Annotated in this window: 17 protein-coding genes and 1 pseudogene; 9 read left to right on the top strand and 9 right to left on the bottom strand. The window is 69.4% G+C overall.

The window, feature by feature from the left end:
* Positions 1-137: 137 nt before the first annotated feature.
* Positions 138-484 (bottom strand): annotated as a pseudogene (locus WMK75_RS15855) (transposase); the annotation flags it as partial.
* A 66-nt stretch (positions 485-550) separates the two neighbouring features.
* A complete protein-coding gene (locus WMK75_RS15850; protein ID WP_347268582.1) occupies positions 551-1,087 on the bottom strand; it encodes an SH3 domain-containing protein in 537 nt (178 codons plus the stop codon).
* A 287-nt stretch (positions 1,088-1,374) separates the two neighbouring features.
* Here WMK75_RS15850 and alr point away from each other — a divergent pair, with 287 nt between their 5' ends.
* The 6 genes from alr (at position 1,375) to WMK75_RS15820 (ending at position 6,511) form a co-directional block, all read left to right on the top strand.
* Entirely contained in the window at positions 1,375-2,406 is a 1,032-nt protein-coding gene (alr, locus tag WMK75_RS15845; protein ID WP_347268581.1) for an alanine racemase, read from the top strand.
* Positions 2,403-3,161, top strand: a complete 759-nt coding sequence (locus WMK75_RS15840) for an ABC transporter permease (protein WP_347268580.1) — start codon at positions 2,403-2,405, stop codon at positions 3,159-3,161. The genes alr and WMK75_RS15840 overlap by 4 nt, the downstream gene beginning before the upstream one ends.
* Entirely contained in the window at positions 3,161-3,898 is a 738-nt protein-coding gene (locus tag WMK75_RS15835; RefSeq protein WP_347268579.1) for an ATP-binding cassette domain-containing protein, read from the top strand. Before WMK75_RS15840 ends, WMK75_RS15835 begins: the two co-directional genes overlap by 1 nt.
* A 99-nt stretch (positions 3,899-3,997) precedes the next feature.
* Entirely contained in the window at positions 3,998-5,095 is a 1,098-nt protein-coding gene (locus tag WMK75_RS15830; RefSeq protein ID WP_347268578.1) for a PhoH family protein, read from the top strand.
* Positions 5,088-5,597 (top strand): rRNA maturation RNase YbeY, encoded by a 510-nt coding sequence (gene ybeY / locus WMK75_RS15825; protein ID WP_347268577.1) that lies wholly within the window; start codon positions 5,088-5,090, stop codon positions 5,595-5,597. The genes WMK75_RS15830 and ybeY overlap by 8 nt, the downstream gene beginning before the upstream one ends.
* Positions 5,594-6,511 (top strand): hemolysin family protein, encoded by a 918-nt coding sequence (locus tag WMK75_RS15820; protein ID WP_347268576.1) that lies wholly within the window; start codon positions 5,594-5,596, stop codon positions 6,509-6,511. The genes ybeY and WMK75_RS15820 overlap by 4 nt, the downstream gene beginning before the upstream one ends.
* Before the next feature lie 10 nt (positions 6,512-6,521).
* On the opposite strand, the gene WMK75_RS15815 is transcribed toward WMK75_RS15820, so the two are convergent.
* Positions 6,522-7,331 carry a GNAT family N-acetyltransferase gene (locus WMK75_RS15815; RefSeq protein ID WP_347268575.1) on the bottom strand — a complete coding sequence of 270 codons (810 nt, stop codon included), beginning with the start codon at positions 7,329-7,331 and terminating at the stop codon, positions 6,522-6,524.
* Positions 7,332-7,570: 239 nt separating this feature from the next.
* Here WMK75_RS15815 and WMK75_RS15810 point away from each other — a divergent pair, with 239 nt between their 5' ends.
* Genes WMK75_RS15810 through WMK75_RS15800 form a run of 3 tightly spaced genes read left to right on the top strand, consistent with a single transcriptional unit; the run spans position 7,571 to position 8,908 of the window.
* Complete coding sequence (locus WMK75_RS15810; protein ID WP_347268574.1) at positions 7,571-7,945, top strand: NADH:ubiquinone oxidoreductase subunit NDUFA12; 375 nt, start codon at positions 7,571-7,573, stop codon at positions 7,943-7,945.
* A 4-nt stretch (positions 7,946-7,949) separates the two neighbouring features.
* Positions 7,950-8,417 (top strand): outer membrane lipid asymmetry maintenance protein MlaD, encoded by a 468-nt coding sequence (gene mlaD / locus WMK75_RS15805; RefSeq protein WP_347268573.1) that lies wholly within the window; start codon positions 7,950-7,952, stop codon positions 8,415-8,417.
* Positions 8,414-8,908 carry a DUF2155 domain-containing protein gene (locus WMK75_RS15800; RefSeq protein WP_347268572.1) on the top strand — a complete coding sequence of 165 codons (495 nt, stop codon included), beginning with the start codon at positions 8,414-8,416 and terminating at the stop codon, positions 8,906-8,908. The genes mlaD and WMK75_RS15800 overlap by 4 nt, the downstream gene beginning before the upstream one ends.
* On the opposite strand, the gene aat is transcribed toward WMK75_RS15800, so the two are convergent.
* The 6 genes from aat to WMK75_RS15770 form a co-directional block, all read right to left on the bottom strand.
* Complete coding sequence (aat, locus tag WMK75_RS15795) at positions 8,872-9,510, bottom strand: leucyl/phenylalanyl-tRNA--protein transferase (protein ID WP_347268571.1); 639 nt, start codon at positions 9,508-9,510, stop codon at positions 8,872-8,874. The two genes, WMK75_RS15800 and aat, sit on opposite strands and share 37 nt — an antisense overlap.
* A 24-nt stretch (positions 9,511-9,534) precedes the next feature.
* Positions 9,535-10,884, bottom strand: coding sequence for an acetyl-CoA carboxylase biotin carboxylase subunit (accC, locus tag WMK75_RS15790; protein ID WP_347268570.1), 1,350 nt, complete (start codon positions 10,882-10,884; stop codon positions 9,535-9,537).
* Positions 10,885-10,892: 8 nt separating this feature from the next.
* The gene (gene accB, locus WMK75_RS15785) at positions 10,893-11,408 is read right to left on the bottom strand and encodes an acetyl-CoA carboxylase biotin carboxyl carrier protein (RefSeq protein WP_347268569.1); all 516 of its coding nucleotides are present in this window, start codon (positions 11,406-11,408) and stop codon (positions 10,893-10,895) included.
* A gap of 104 nt (positions 11,409-11,512) precedes the next feature.
* Positions 11,513-12,406 carry a lysophospholipid acyltransferase family protein gene (locus WMK75_RS15780; protein ID WP_347268568.1) on the bottom strand — a complete coding sequence of 298 codons (894 nt, stop codon included), beginning with the start codon at positions 12,404-12,406 and terminating at the stop codon, positions 11,513-11,515.
* Entirely contained in the window at positions 12,406-13,323 is a 918-nt protein-coding gene (locus WMK75_RS15775; RefSeq protein ID WP_347268567.1) for a DMT family transporter, read from the bottom strand. The genes WMK75_RS15780 and WMK75_RS15775 overlap by 1 nt, the downstream gene beginning before the upstream one ends.
* Positions 13,324-13,473: 150 nt before the next feature.
* A partial coding sequence (locus WMK75_RS15770; protein WP_347268566.1) for a transketolase occupies positions 13,474-14,967 on the bottom strand: 1,494 nt, incomplete at its 5' end.

Genomic DNA, 14,967 nt, shown 5'->3' with positions numbered 1-14,967 from the left:
GGAAATCGTCATCGTCCTTGCTCCTCTCAGGAAGCATGGACCGGATCAGCGATACACAGAAGACCTGACACTCTCCCAGGGCCTCGCGCAGGATCTCATTCGCATGGCCGCTCGGACCGATGGCGCAGCCATACTCATTCCAGCGTCTTGCGGCCGAGATGCCGCTCAAGTTCGCGGACCCGTTCCTCCAGCTGGCGAACGACGCGATTGCTGGTGACGTCATCATCTCAGGTCACGGCAACGCTCCCCCCTTCCAGCGTGAGCCGCCGCCAACGATACAACAGGTTGGGCGCAACGCCATTGCGCCGCGCCACCGCCGAGACGCTCGCCCGCCCATCCAGCCCTCGGCGGCTTACGCGGCCCCACCGGGGCCACGGACCGCCTCGACTTCAACGATCCGCAGCTTCTCGGCTGCGCTCCAGCGGCGACGCCGGCCGCCATCGGTGATGATCTCGATCTCAGACATAAGCACATGCTCAGGCATATCTCCGAGCCTCCATGGCTATGCCCAGGTGTCCGGTCGAATCGGGGGCCAGTTCACCATGCCGCTCTAGCGGCGCGGCACGGTGAACAGGATCCAGCCATCGCGACGGGCGACCTCGCGCCCGCCGGTCTCGGAGGCGAACAGCCCCGGATCGGTGCCGGGCGGGCAGGCGACCAGATCGGCATTGTCACCGAGGAACTGGTTGGTGAAGGCGCTTTCCCCGGCCCGGCGGCACTGGTCGTCTGGCGTGCGGAAGCCCGGCCCGAACAGCGGGATGTCGGCAGGCGGGACCGCCCCGCTAGGCGGCGGCGGCGCCGGCGGCAGCGGGGCCTGCGCCACCACGGTCGGCCGCGGATCGAGATGGTTGGCCGAGACCCAGGCCCGCGAGTTGCCGAACACGGTCTGGCACCAGCTCACCGGGTTGGTGCAGTCGAAAACCTGGATCGAGGTGCCGCGCGGGAACTGGCCGATGACCGCATGCTGTGTGCCCGGCCCGCTGCGCACGTTGAGGTCGGCTGTCGTCCTGGCGGTTTGCGACACCTGGGCGGCGGCGGGCAGCGCTGCCGCAAGGGACAGGGCAAGCGCGACAACTGGAATTTGCATGGACACGGTATTACTCCTTGGCCGACGGTGTGCGGCCCTGGGAGGGTAGGGTGACGGCCTGCGGCAGGCAAGACGGCACGGCGGGATAAACTCGGTTCATCTCACCGCTTGCGCATGACTGCGTGCATGCGGTGCCAAAGCCGAACCGGACAGGGCAAGCCAACTGCGATCACTGCGTCGGGCGTTCGGGCGATCGCGGGGCGCCCCCTGCCATCCGCGCCTGCCGCCAGTCGATTGACATTCCGGGCCAGTAAAATAGGAAGGCCCGCAAAGGCAAGGAGCGGCACATGGCTGGCACGTCAGGACTCGTCATCAACACTGCGGCGATTGTCGCGAACTGGCGCGCGCTGGCCGCCCGGGCCGGGGGCGTGCGCGCCGCGGCGGTGGTCAAGGCGGACGCCTATGGCCTGGGCGCCGAGCGCGTGGTGCCGGCGCTCTACGAGGCCGGCGCCCGGGAATTCTTTGTCGCGCTGGCCAGCGAAGGCCGGGCGATCCGGCCCTGCCTGCCCGAGGACGCGCGCATCTTCGTGCTTTCGGGGCATATGGAGGGCGAGGACCTGACCGGGCTTACGCCGCTGCTGAACAGCACCGAGCAGTTCTTCCGCGACCGAACGCTGCGGCCGCGCGGCGATTTCGGCATCCAGCTTGACAGCGGCATGAACCGGCTCGGGCTTGAGCCGGGCGAATGGGCGGCAATCCGTGCCGAGGCCCTGGCCGCCGGCCCGGTCCTGATCATGTCGCATCTGGCCTGCGCCGATGAGCCCGATCACCCCGCCAATGCCCAGCAACTGGCCACTTTCCGCGCCATGACCGACGGCTGCGACGTGCCGCGTTCGCTGGCGGCGACCGGAGGTATCCTGCTGGGGCCGGATTTCCATTTCGATCTGGTGCGCCCCGGCATCGGGCTTTACGGCGCCGCGCCCTTTGTCGGCGCCGAGCCGGTTGTCAGCCTGGCCCTGCCGGTGATCCAGACGCGCGAGGTGCGGCCGGGCGAATCCGTGGGCTACGGCTATGCCTGGACGGCGGCGCGTCCCTCGCGCGTGGCGACGGTGGCGGCGGGATATGCCGACGGGCTGGCGCGGGCGCTGGCGCGCGACGGCCGGCTGCAGCTCTGGGCGGGCGAGCGCGCGGTGCCGGTGATCGGGCGCATCTCGATGGACCTGATCACCGTCGACGTGACCGACCTTCCCTTCGTCCCCGAGGCGCTGGAGATCCTGAACGCAAGGCAGGGCGTGGATGCGCTGGCCGGGCTCTCCGGTACCATCGGCTATGAGATCCTGACCTCGCTGGGACGGCGCTATCCGCGGACCTGGCTTTGAATCCTGTCCGCCTGACCGGGCGTGCCGCGATCTGGCTGTTGCGCGCGACCGGGCAGGTGACGATCTTTGCCGCGCTGGGGCTGTCGTGCGTCACCCGCCACCCGTCGCTGCTGGGCCGGCAGATCCTGCAGATCGGCTGGCTGTCCTTGCCGGTGGTCGGGCTGACCGCGCTGTTCACCGGCGCGGCGCTGGCCCTGCAAATCCATTCCGGGGGCGAGCGGTTCCAGGCCGGCGACGTGGTTCCGGCCATCGTCGCCATCGGCATGGCGCGCGAGTTGGGGCCGGTGCTGGGCGGGCTGATGGTGGCGGCGCGGGTGGCCAGCGCCATCGCGGCCGAACTGGGCACCATGCGGGTCAGCGAACAGATCGACGCGCTGGTGACGCTTTCGACCGACCCGGTCGCCTGGCTGGTCTCGCCCCGGCTCTGGGCGGCGCTGGTCTCGGTGCCGCTGCTGGTGGGCGTGGGCGACATCATCGGCATCATGGGCGGCTGGCTGATCGGCGTACAGGCGCTTGGCTTCAACTCGGCCATCTATCTGGCCAATTCCTGGGCCTATCTGGAAAGCTGGGACGTGATCTCGGGGCTGATCAAGGGCGTGGCCTTCGGGCTGATCGTGGCGCTGTCGGGCTGCTGGTTCGGCATGCATGCCGGTGGTGGCGCGGCGGGTGTGGGCCGGGCCACGACCAGCGCCGTGGTCGCGGCCTCGGTCGGGATCCTGGCGGCGAATTTCCTGCTGACGGGGCTGTTCTTCTGATGCTGGCGGTCAGGGGATTGCACAAGACCTTCGACGGCAAGCGGGTGCTCGACGGTGTCGACCTCGACCTGGCGACGGGCGAAAGTCTGGTGGTCATCGGCGGCTCGGGCACCGGCAAGTCGGTGCTGTTGCGCTGCATCCTCGGGCTTGAGGTGCCGGATGCGGGCCAGATCCTGTGGCAGGGCGCGCCCCTGGCCGAGCGGCGCGCCGAATTCATGGACGGGTTCGGCATGCTGTTCCAGAACGCGGCGCTGTTTGACAGCATGCCGGTCTGGCGCAACGTGGCCTTTCGCCTGCTGCGCCGGATGCCGCGCGCCCGCGCGCGCGCCATCGCCATCGACAAGCTGGCGCGCGTGGGCCTTGGCCCCGAGGTGGCCGACCTCTACCCCGCCGAACTGTCGGGCGGCATGCGCAAACGTGCGGGTCTTGCGCGCGCCATCGCCGCCGATCCCAGGGTGATCTTCTTTGACGAGCCGACCACCGGGCTGGACCCGATCCGCGCCGCCACCATCAACGCCATGATCCGCGAGATCGTCGACGAGACCGGCGCCAGCGCCATCACCATCACCCATGACATGACCTCGGTGCGTGCCATCGCCGACCGCGTGGCGCTGCTCGACCGCGGGCGGCTGCGCTGGCAGGGCGATGTCGCGGCGATGGACACGGCCGGGGACGACTATCTGCGCGACTTCATCGCCGGGCGCGCCAGGCCCATGGCGCGGGCCCCGGGGGCCTAAGCCCCCGGCGCGAATTGGCGCGATCCGGACCGCCCCCCTTGTGCGAATCCCGCGCAGTTGCAACCATGGGTTCCAAGGAACCCCACATCGGAGACGAATTTGGGTCTGACCCCCACGCATCCCGCCACCGCAAGCCCCGGCGAAACCCTGCTGGAATTCCCCGACAACCGGCTTCTGATCGACCTGTGCGGCCCGCATGACCGCCACCTCGCCCGCATCGAGGAGGCGCTGAAGGTCCATGTCCTGCGCCGCGGCAACCTGCTGGCGGTGGTCGGTCCCGTCGACGCCCAGACCGAGGCGGCGCAGGTGCTGAACGCGCTTTATGCCCGGCTGGAACAGGGCCGCCCCGTCGAGGGACAAGAGGTCGAGGCGGCGCTGCGCATGGGCGTCAACGCGGTGACCGAGGGCCCCAGTCCGGCCGAGCAGCTGGAAATGTTCCAGTCCGGCCCGATCGAGCTGCGCACCCGCAAGAAGACCGTCGAGCCGCGCACGGACGCGCAGAAGGACTATGTGCGGGCGCTGTTTGCCAATGAACTGGCCTTCGGCATCGGCCCGGCCGGCACCGGCAAGACCTATCTGGCGGTGGCGGTCGGCGTCACCATGCTGATCGGCGGCCATGTGGACAAGATCATCCTGTCGCGCCCCGCCGTCGAGGCCGGCGAGCGCCTGGGCTTTCTGCCCGGCGACATGAAGGAAAAGGTCGATCCCTACATGCAGCCGCTTTACGACGCGCTGAACGATTTCCTGCCGGCCAAGCAGCTGCAGAAGCTGATGGAGGAAAAGCGCATCGAGATCGCGCCCCTGGCCTTCATGCGCGGGCGCACGCTGTCCAGCGCCTTCGTGGTGCTGGACGAGGCGCAGAACGCCACCACCATGCAGATGAAGATGTTCCTGACCCGCCTGGGCGAGGGCTCGCGCATGGTGGTGACGGGCGACCGTACGCAGATCGACCTGCCGCGCGGCGTGCAGTCCGGGCTGGTCGACGCCGAGCGGCTGCTGAAGCCGGTGAAGGGCGTCAGCTTCAGCTATTTCACCTCGAAGGACGTGGTCCGCCATCCGCTGGTCGCCCGCATCATCGAGGCCTATGACCTTGACGCCGAGGCGGCGCTGGCGCGCGGCGAGCCATTCGACGAGCGCGGCCAGCGCATCCCGCGGCGCGAGCCGCGCCTTGCCGGCGGGGGCCAGGCCGATGCATGACGCCGCAGCACCCGAGATCGTCGACATCGTCCTCGAGGATGAGCGCTGGGAGGATGCCGGCCTGCCCGCCATGGCCGAACGCGCCGCCCGCGCCGTCGGCGAATGGCTGTCCCTGGGCGATTTCCAGGTCGTGGTCATGGGCTGCGACGACCGCCGCATCGCCGAGCTGAACGCCGAGTTCCGCGGCAAGCCCAGGCCCACCAATGTGCTGAGCTGGCCCGCCTCGGAATTCGAGCCGCATCTGCCCGGCGCCCATCCCGCGCCGCCCGACACGGACGAGCTGGGCGACATCGCCATTTCCTTTGACACCTGCGCGCGCGAGGCCGAGGCGCAGCGCAAGCCCTTTGCCGATCACGCCACGCATCTTCTGGTGCATGCCTTCCTGCATCTGGCGGGCTATGACCATGTCGACGATCAGGATGCCGAAACGATGGAGGACGCCGAGCGCTCGATCCTGGGCAAGCTGGGCATTCCCGACCCTTATCTGGAACACGAGACATGACAAACGACCGAAGTCCCGACACGCCCGCATCCGCCGATCCCGCGAAGGCGGCCGAGGCCGGCGACGGGCGTGAGGCGCCGCCCACACGCGGCATCCTGGGGCGCATCCTGGGCGCCTTTGGCGGCGGCGAGGCCGAGGCCGCCGGGGCGGACGTGCCCGAGGGCCAGCGCCTGGCCGCATCCGGTGCACCGGGCATCCTGAACCTGCGCCGCATGCGGGTGGATGATGTCGCCGTGCCCAAGGCCGAGATCGTCGCCGCGCCGGTCAGCGCCACCCTGCCGGAACTGGTCGCGATGTTCCGCGAGCACGGTTTTTCCCGCGTCCCGGTGTATCGCGGCACGCTGGACAGCCCGCTGGGCATGATCCATCTCAAGGATCTGGCGCTGAAATACGGCTTTGGCGCCGAACCGCCGGTCAGGTTCGCGCTGCGCCCGATGCTGCGGCCACTGCTTTATGTGCCCTCCTCGATGCCGATCGGCGTGCTCTTGCAGCAGATGCAGCAAAAACGCATCCACATGGCCATGGTCATCGACGAATATGGCGGCGTGGATGGGTTGCTGACCATCGAGGACCTGATCGAGCAGGTCATCGGCGAGATCGAGGACGAGCATGACGAGATCGAGGCCGGGCTGGTCATCCAGGAAGGCCCCGGCCAGTGGCTGATCCAGGCCCGCACCCCGATCGAGGATGTCGAGGCCGAGACCGGCCTGCGCCTCGCCAGCGACGAGGAGGAGGACGAGATCGACACGCTGGGCGGGCTGATCTTCATGCTGACCGGCCGCGTGCCGGTGCAGGGCGAGGTCATCGTCCAGGAGGGCGGCGCCGAGCTCGAGATCGTCGATGCCGATCCGCACCGGGTCAAGCGCGTGCGCCTGCGCCTGCCGGGCGGCACCCCGCCGCCCGAGGCAGGCTGAGGCGTCGCGCTCAGATCGCGGCGAAGGCCGGGGCGTAGTCGATGCGGCTGCCCGCCGGCAGCTTCGGTCCGAGGATCATCAGATGCGGCCCGGCATAGGTCGAGTCGAGATCGGCCGGTCGAAAGCCGAAGCGCCGATAATAGGCCGGATCGCCCAGCACCACGATGGCATGGCGCGGGAATGCCGCCAGCGCCGCGCGCATCAGCGCGGTGCCGATGCCGCGGCCCTGCAGCGCCGGATGCACCGCAAGCGGCGCCAGCGCCAGCGCCGGGCCCTCGGCCGTCAGCGGCGACAGGGCGACATGGCCAAGAAGGGTATCGGCGGCGCTGGCGACCAGCGACAGCGCCAGATCGCCGTCGGCGCGCAGCCGTTCCACCAGCCGCGCCTCGTCGCTGCCGCCGAAGGCGCGGGTCAGCAGCGCCGCCAGCGGCGAATGGTCGCGGCCGGATTCCGCACGGATGACCGGCGTGACGTGATCGCGGTGGAAATCGCGGGCGATGCCGTGGCTTTCCCGGCCCCAGCGGCTGGCGTGCAGCCGCTTGCGATGCGCCTCGAAGGCGGATTCGTCGGCATAAAGCTCGTGCAGGTCCCAGGCCAGCGGATCCTGCGCCGGCGCACAGTCAAAGCGCAGGTTCCCCGGCTCGGCCCGGCTCAGCGCCGCATGTTCGTCCAGCAACTCGCGCACGTGCGCCACCTCGTCCAAGCTCCGGCAGCGCAGCTGCCCGCTCAGCGCCAGCAGCGGATGCGCCAGCGACAATGGCCGCTCTGCCGGCTCCGCTGGGGGCGGGTGGCGGTGAAAGTGGCGGGAATCGTCATCCATGCGAATATCCTTCTGAAAATCTTCGCAGCCGGCGGAAGAACCGCCCGGTTTCCCATATCGCATGCAACCATCGGAGGCGAGTGGCCGGGCGATGTCAAATCAAACCTGACCCGCCGGTGGCTTTTCCGACGAAAGCACTTGGCTTGCGCCCAGCGGGCGACGGGGTGCAAGCTTCTCTGGACCTTCGGCGCGACTTGCGCCATATCTTCGCCCGACACCGCTGCAAGAGGTCCGCACCCATGTCGTTTCTGCTTCGCTTTCTGACCTGGTGGAACAGCCAGACCCTGAACACCCAGGTCTGGACCAAGCTTTATGGCGAAAGGGTCGGCGAGGACGATCAGGGCAATGTCTATTACCAGTCCGGCGGCGGCAAGCGGCGCTGGGTAATCTACAACGGCGAATCCGAGGCCAGCCGCATCTCGCCGGTATGGCACGGCTGGCTGCACCACACCTTCAAGCTGCCGCCGACCCAGGACCCGCTGGCGGTCAAGGTCTGGGAAAAGCCGCATGAGGAAAACCAGACCGGCACCGCGGGCGCCTACCATCCCGCCGGCTCGATCCTGCGCGCCGAGCCGCTCGCGCGGCGCGATTATGACGCATGGCAGCCCGAGTAGGCGCATGACCACCACCGCCGAACGGGCCGAGCTTTGGGTCGGCGCGGCGGTCCTGGCCGTCGCCGCGGGCTTTGTGCTGTGGTCCACCTCGGGCAGCGCCGTGACCGCGCGGCTGGGCGGCGGATATGACCTGCGCGCCGCATTTCCCAATGTCGACGGCATCGAGGTCGGCACCGATGTGCGCGTGGCCGGCGTCCGTGTCGGGCGCGTCGCCGCGATCGACCTGAACCCGCAGACCTTCCTGGCCGAGGCGTGGCTGCGCCTGCCCGCGGACATCGCCCTGCCCAGCGACAGCGCGGCGCTGATCCAGTCCGACGGGCTGCTGGGCGGCGCCTATATCGAACTGCAGCCCGGCGGTGCCCCCGACAACCTTTCCCCCGGCGACGAGATCGAGGATGTCCAGGGCGCGGTCAGCCTGCTGTCGCTGATGATGAAATTCGTCGATTCCCAGGCATCGGAGGACAGTCCGTGACCGATCTTCTGGCGCGGGCCTGCCTGTGCCTGCTTCTGGCCGCGACCCCGGTCCTTGCGCAGGAAGAGGACCCGGCCGAGGACGACAGCCTGATGGTCGATCCGGCCTTCAGCGACGATCCTGCCGCGGTGGTGCCGGTCGAGCCCTCGGCCGCCGAGCGCCAGGCGGCGGTGGCGGCGGCGCGCGGCCCGGAAACCGCGCGCGGCGCCCGGGCCGAGCTGCGCGGGCTGGACAAGACCACCGGCCGGGCGCAGAGCTTTTCGCTGGCCGTGGGCGAGAGCGTGGCCTTCGGCCGGCTCGAGATCAGCCTCGGCGAATGCCGCTATCCGGCCGCCGACCCCAGTTCCGACGCCTTCGCCGAACTGACCATTACCGACCGGCGCGCCAATGCCCGGGTCTTTGCCGGCTGGATGATCGCCTCGTCGCCGGCGCTCTCGGCGCTGGACGATTCGCGCTATGATGTCTGGGTGATGTCCTGCAGCAAGGTCTGACGGTCGGGCAGCGGCCATGCGTTGAAATCGGCCTGCCGGGCTGAGGCGACGGCCAGGCGCCGCCGGTATTCGGCGCGGCTGATCGTCATCCCGCCCATCGAGGCCAGGTGCGGGCTGGGATATTGCGTGTCCCACAGGGCAAAGCCGCAGCGCGCCAGATGCCCCGAGAGCCAGATCAGCGCCGCCTTCGAGGCATTGCTTCGCCGCGAGAACATGCTTTCGGCAAAGAAGGCGCCGCCCAGCGACACGCCATAGGTGCCGCCGATCAGCGCGTCTCCCTGCCAGATTTCCAGCGAATGCGCATGACCCTGCCGGAACAGGTCCAGGTAAAGCGCGAACAGTTCCGGGTTGATCCAGGTCTCCTCGCGGTCGGCGCAGCCGCGGATCACCCCGGCAAAGTCGCGGTCGAGGCTGGCCTGCCAGTCGCAGCCGCGCAGATGCCGGCGCATCGAGCGCGAGACATGCACGCCCCCGACCGGCAGGATGCCGCGCAGCCCCGGCTCGAACCACAAAAGCTGCGGATCCTCGGCCGAGCGCGCCATGGGAAAGATGCCGCGGGCATAGCCCGCCAGCATCTGTCGCGCGGTCAGGTTCTGGCCCATGCGCTGTTCCGGTTCCGGTGGCGGTCAGGCGCCGGCCTTGTCCGCCAGCCAGCGCTCCAGCCAGTGGATGGAATAGTCGCCGCGCTGGATGTCGGGGTTTTCCAGCAGCGCCCGGAACAGTGGCAGGGTGGTGTCGATCCCGTCCACGATCAGCTCGCCCAGCGCGCGATGCAGCCGCGCCAGCGCCTCGGGGCGGTCGCGGCCATGCACGATCAGCTTGCCGATCAGGCTGTCGTAATAGGGCGGGATGCGATAGCCGTCATAGATGGCGCTGTCCATGCGCACCCCCAGCCCCCCCGGCGCGTGAAACTGGCTGATCCGCCCCGGCGAGGGGGTGAAGTTCGGCAGCTTCTCGGCGTTGATGCGCACCTCGATGGCATGGCCGCGGATCTGCAGATCCTCCTGGCGGAACTCCATCTCGTCGCCGGCGGCGACGATGATCTGCTGACGCACCAGATCGACGCCGAAGATCGCCTCGGTCACCGGATGTTCGACCTGCAGGCGGGTGTTCATCTCGATGAAATAGAACTCGCCATCCTCGAAGAGGAACTCGATGGTGCCGGCGCCGCGGTAGCCAAGCTTGGCCATGGCCCTGGCGCAGATGCCGCCGATGCGGGCGCGCTGTTCGGGGGTGATGACGGGGCCGGGGGCCTCTTCGAGCACCTTCTGGTGGCGGCGCTGCAGCGAACAGTCGCGCTCGCCCAGATGCACGGCGCGGCCGCGGCCGTCGCCAAAGACCTGGATTTCGATATGGCGCGGGCGCTGCAGGTATTTCTCGAGATAGACCTCATCGTTGCCGAAGGCGGCCTTGGCCTCGGCGCGGGCGGTGCGAAAGGCGGTCTCCAGCGCCGAGGCGTCGGCCGCAACCTTCATGCCGCGGCCGCCGCCGCCGGCGGTGGCCTTGATGATCACCGGATAGCCGATCTGCGCGGCGACGCGGCGCGCCGCCTCGACATCGGCCACGCCGCCGTCCGAGCCGGGCACCACCGGGATGCCCAGCGCCTTGGCGGTTTCCTTGGCGGTGATCTTGTCGCCCATGATGCGGATATGTTCCGCCGCCGGGCCGATGAAGGTGATGCCGTGATCCTCGAGCATCTGCACGAAGCCGGCGTTTTCCGACAGGAACCCATAGCCCGGGTGGATCGCCTGCGCGCCGGTGATCTCGCAGGCCGAGATGATGGCGGGCATGGACAGGTAGCTCTCGGTCGAGGGCGGCGGGCCGATACAGACGGATTCGTCGGCCATGCGCACATGCATGGCATCGGCATCGGCGGTGGAATGCACCGCGACCGAGGCGATGCCCATTTCGCGGCAGGCGCGGATCACCCGCAGCGCGATCTCGCCGCGGTTGGCGATCAGGATCTTGTCGAACATGGCCTAACTCACTCGACGACCATCAGGGGGGCGCCGAACTCGACCGGGCTGCCGTCGTCGACCAGGATGCGCTTGACGGTGCCGGCGCGCGGCGAGGGGATGTGGTTCATGGTCTTCATCGCCTCGACGATCATCAGCGTCTCGCCCTCGCGCACCTGCTGGCCGATGCTGACGAAGGCTGCGGCGCCGGGTTCGGGCGACAGATAGGCGGTGCCGACCATGGGCGAGGTCACGATGCCGGGCAGGCTGGCGGGATCGTCGCTGGCCGCGATCGCGGCGGGGGCGGTCACGGCGACGGCGGCCGGGGCCAGCACGGCGGCGGGGGCGGCCACGGCCTGCATCGCGACCTGGCGGTGCTGTTTGGACAGGCTGACCGTCAGGCGGTCGTTCTCATCATATTCGCGCTTGACCGTCAATTCGGTCAGATCGTTGCGGTTGAGCAACTCGGCAAGGGCCTGGATGAAGGCGACGTCGCCCTCGTGATCGCGCTTGCCGTGATCAGCGTTGTTGGAATCGTCGCTCATGCCGTCCTCTGGTTGTCGTTGCCGGGATCCGCGTTCTGCATCGCGCGGTGCAATTGCCGGCAGTTATAGACCGTCGCCCACCGCAAGGGAACGGGATTCGCCGCCTAGCCCCGGCGTTTCCAGCGCCGGTGCACCCAGAACCATTGCGCCATATGCGCGCGCACCCGCGCCTCGAGATCGTCGTTCAGCTGTTGCATCATCGCGGCCGCGTCGCCATGCGGCACCGGGGCGCCGACCTCGACGCGAAAGCTCAGCCCGTCGGGCTGGCGGATGCCGGCGACCGGCACGATCAGCGCGTCATAGCGCAGCGCCAGTTCCGCGGGCGTCAGCACGGTCCGGGTGGGCAGGCCGAAAAAGCGCAGCTCGGTACCGCGGTCGTCGAACTGGTCGAAGCCCAGCGACAGAAAACCGCCGCCCTTGAGAAAGCGCAGCATGGCGGCAAGCCCGGCGCGGCCGCGCGGAAACATCGGCTCGGCGATGGCGCGCATGGCGGGGATGTAATGGCGGTTGAAGGCCGCGTTGTTCATCGGACGATACAGCGCGCCCACCGGCCAGCCGCGCCCGACCATCGCCGCGCGCATGGCGTCGTAATTGCCGAAATGCGCCACCGCCAGGATCACCGGCCGCCCGGCCTGCGCCGCCTGTTCCAGCGCTGCAACGCCTGGGCCGGTCAGCGGATCGCGGCGGTGGATGCGGGCGGTGAACTCGTCTCCGGCATAGATCTCGGCCAGCGAACGCCCGGCATTGTCGGGCACCTCGCGGCATAGCCGGCGCACCTCGCGCGGGGAAAGATCGGGTCGTGCCAGGGCGAGATTGGCGCGGATGCGCCGGCGCCAGCCCGCCAGCGGCCCCAGCACGCGGGCAAAGAACCAGCCCATCGCCGGGATGCGCAGCCGATAGGGCAGCACGCGCGCCACCGCCATGAGCGCAAGGAAGGCGCCATTGGCCAGCCGGTCGCGCAGGTCGGGGGTCTCGGGGGCAGGATCGGTCTCGGTCATCAGGGTCTGGCCTGTCCGGGTCTGTGCATGGCGCGGGCCTCGCGCATCCAGACATAAAGCCCCGCACCCACGATGATCAAGGTGCCGGTGACCGTCCACAGATCGGGAACGGTGCCCCAGAACAGCCAGCCCCAGAGCCCGGCCCAGACCAGCCCGGTATAGCCGAAGGGGGCGATGGCGGCGGCCTCGGCCAGGGCAAAGGCGCGGATCAGCAGCGCCTGCGCCACCGTGCCCAGCGCGCCAAGCGCCAGGAAGGCGCCCAGATGCGCCGGCTGGATCGGCTGCCAGAAGAACGGCACCGCCAGCGAGGACAGGACCGTGCCGACCATGGCCGACCACAGCACCGAGGTCGCGGTCGAGTCCTCGCGCGCGACCCGTGTCAGCAGCGCACCGGCGGCATAGGTGCAGGCCCCCAGCAGCGGCAGGATCGCCGCCGGCTGGAACACGCCCGCGCCCGGGCGGATGATGATCAGCGCACCGCACAGCGCGGCAAGGATGCCCAGCGCGCGGCGGATGCCGATGGTTTCGCCCAGGAAAAGCGCCGCGCCCAGGGTGATCAGCACCGGGTTGATGTCCATGATCGCCGTGGCCTCGGCCAGGCCGATGAACTGCAGCGCGGTAAAGAACAGCAGGATCGAGCCCAGCTGCGTCAGGCCGCGAAACAGCTGCACCACCGGCCGCCGCGTCGCCAGTGCGCTGCGCAGGCGGGGGGCAAGGATCAGCGCCACGATCAGGAGGTTCACCGCAAAGCGCGCCCAGACCACCTGCATCGGGTGATAGCGCACCGACAGGAACTTGCCGATGGCATCCATCAGCGTGAAGATGAAGATCGCCGCCAAGAGCAGCGCGATGCCGCGCATCTGCGTCCTGCGCGCCGGGTCGCCGGCCGGGGCGAGAAGAGGGGGGGGCGGTTTCATGGCGTCCTGACTGCCCTTGGCTGGCGCCTCGTGGCGGTGTCGCAGCCCGCGGGCGGCATCTGTGCCCCTGGGCGCGCGCGCCGGCTATCTGGAAAGCGGAAAAGACCTGCAAGCGGGGCCGCGCCATGGCCAGCGCGGCCCCGCGATCTGTCAGCCCAGCAGGCGTTTCGCCTCGGCCACGGCGGCATCGGCGGTGATGCCGAATTCCTTGTAGAGCACCGGGGCCGGGGCCGAGGCACCAAAGCCGGTCATGCCGATGAAGGCCGAGCCTTCCTCGCGGCCGCGTTCGCCCAGAAGCAGCCAGTCCCAGGGCTGGCGCACGCCGGCCTCGATGGCGATGCGCACCGTGCCGGCGGGCAGCACGCCCTTGCGGTATTCGCCATCCTGGTCGCGGAACAGTTCCATCGACGGGACCGAGACGACGCGGGTGGGGATGCCCGCCGCCTCGAGCGTCTCGCGGGCAGTGACGGCGATCTCCACCTCGGAGCCTGAGGCCATGAGGATCACCTTCGGCGCGGCCGAGGCCTCGCGCAGGACATAGGCGCCCTTCGCGGTCAGGTTCTCGCCGGCGGTGTCGCGCAGGGCCGGCAGGTTCTGGCGCGAAAGCGCCAGCACCGTCGGCGTCGCCTCGCTGGAGAGCGCGATCTCCCAGGCCTCGGCGGTTTCCATCAGGTCGCAGGGGCGCAGGGTCACGGTATTGGGCGTGGCGCGCAGCAAAGCCAGATGCTCGACCGGCTGGTGGGTCGGGCCGTCCTCGCCCAGCCCGATGGAGTCGTGGGTCATCACATAGGTGACCGGCAGGCCCATCAGCGCCGAGAGCCGCATGGCGCCGCGGGCATAATCGGTAAAGCACATAAAGGTGCCGCCATAGGGGCGCAGGCCCCCGTGCAGCCAGATGCCGTTCATCGCCGCCGCCATGCCATGTTCGCGGATGCCGTAGTTGATGTAGCGGCCCTTGCGGTTTTCCGGGTCGAAGACGCCCAGATCCTTGGTTTTCGTGTTGTTCGAACCGGTCAGGTCGGCCGAGCCGCCGACGGTTTCGGGCAGCGCCGGGTTCACCAGTTCCAGCACCATCTCGCTGGCCTTGCGCGTCGCGACCTTGGGTCTGGATGCCAGTGCCTGCTCCTTGAGCGCGGCGATGACCGGGGCCAGCCGCTCGCTGGTGGCGCCCGAGACGCGGCGGGCGAATTCGTCGCGGTTCGCGGCGGCGTCGACGCGGGCGTTCCAGGCCTCGCGCGTGGCGCGGCCGCGGCTGCCGATGGCGCGCCAGTCGGTCAGGATGTCCTCGGGGATGTGGAAGGCGGGTGCCTCCCAGCCATAGGCGGCGCGGGTCGCGGCGATCTCATCGGCGCCCAGAGGCGAGCCATGCGCGCCCGAGCTGTCCTGTTTCTTCGGGGCGCCAAAGCCGATCAGCGTCTTGCAGGCGACCAGCACCGGGCGGTGGTCCTTGCCGCTGGCGGCGTCGGCCAGCGCGCGGCCGATGTCGGCGGCGTCATGGCCGTCGCAGGACAGCGTGCGCCAGCCCGAGGCCTCGAAACGCTTCCGCTGGTCAGTGGAATCCGACAGCGACACGCGGCCGTCGATGGTGATGTCGTTGTCGTCCCAAAGCACGATCAGGTTCTTCAGCTTCTGGTGGCCGGCCAG

Origin of the sequence: Paracoccus sp. (in: a-proteobacteria) (genome assembly GCF_039808215.1) — a bacterium.
Classification (GTDB): domain Bacteria; phylum Pseudomonadota; class Alphaproteobacteria; order Rhodobacterales; family Rhodobacteraceae; genus Paracoccus.
Note: the sequence above shows the minus strand (reverse complement) of the source record. Positions and strands in the feature narration are given on the sequence as shown.

Coding starts and splice junctions, on each gene's coding strand:
- ybeY (WP_347268577.1), top strand. CDS start 5,088: ATGCATGACGCCGCAGCACCCGAGATCGTCGACATCGTCCTCGAGGAT.
- WMK75_RS15835 (WP_347268579.1), top strand. CDS start 3,161: ATGCTGGCGGTCAGGGGATTGCACAAGACCTTCGACGGCAAGCGGGTG.
- WMK75_RS15775 (WP_347268567.1), bottom strand. CDS start 13,323: ATGAAACCGCCCCCCCCTCTTCTCGCCCCGGCCGGCGACCCGGCGCGC.
- mlaD (WP_347268573.1), top strand. CDS start 7,950: ATGACCACCACCGCCGAACGGGCCGAGCTTTGGGTCGGCGCGGCGGTC.
- accC (WP_347268570.1), bottom strand. CDS start 10,884: ATGTTCGACAAGATCCTGATCGCCAACCGCGGCGAGATCGCGCTGCGG.
- WMK75_RS15815 (WP_347268575.1), bottom strand. CDS start 7,331: ATGGATGACGATTCCCGCCACTTTCACCGCCACCCGCCCCCAGCGGAG.
- aat (WP_347268571.1), bottom strand. CDS start 9,510: ATGGGCCAGAACCTGACCGCGCGACAGATGCTGGCGGGCTATGCCCGC.
- WMK75_RS15850 (WP_347268582.1), bottom strand. CDS start 1,087: ATGCAAATTCCAGTTGTCGCGCTTGCCCTGTCCCTTGCGGCAGCGCTG.
- accB (WP_347268569.1), bottom strand. CDS start 11,408: ATGAGCGACGATTCCAACAACGCTGATCACGGCAAGCGCGATCACGAG.
- alr (WP_347268581.1), top strand. CDS start 1,375: ATGGCTGGCACGTCAGGACTCGTCATCAACACTGCGGCGATTGTCGCG.
- WMK75_RS15820 (WP_347268576.1), top strand. CDS start 5,594: ATGACAAACGACCGAAGTCCCGACACGCCCGCATCCGCCGATCCCGCG.
- WMK75_RS15780 (WP_347268568.1), bottom strand. CDS start 12,406: ATGACCGAGACCGATCCTGCCCCCGAGACCCCCGACCTGCGCGACCGG.
- WMK75_RS15810 (WP_347268574.1), top strand. CDS start 7,571: ATGTCGTTTCTGCTTCGCTTTCTGACCTGGTGGAACAGCCAGACCCTG.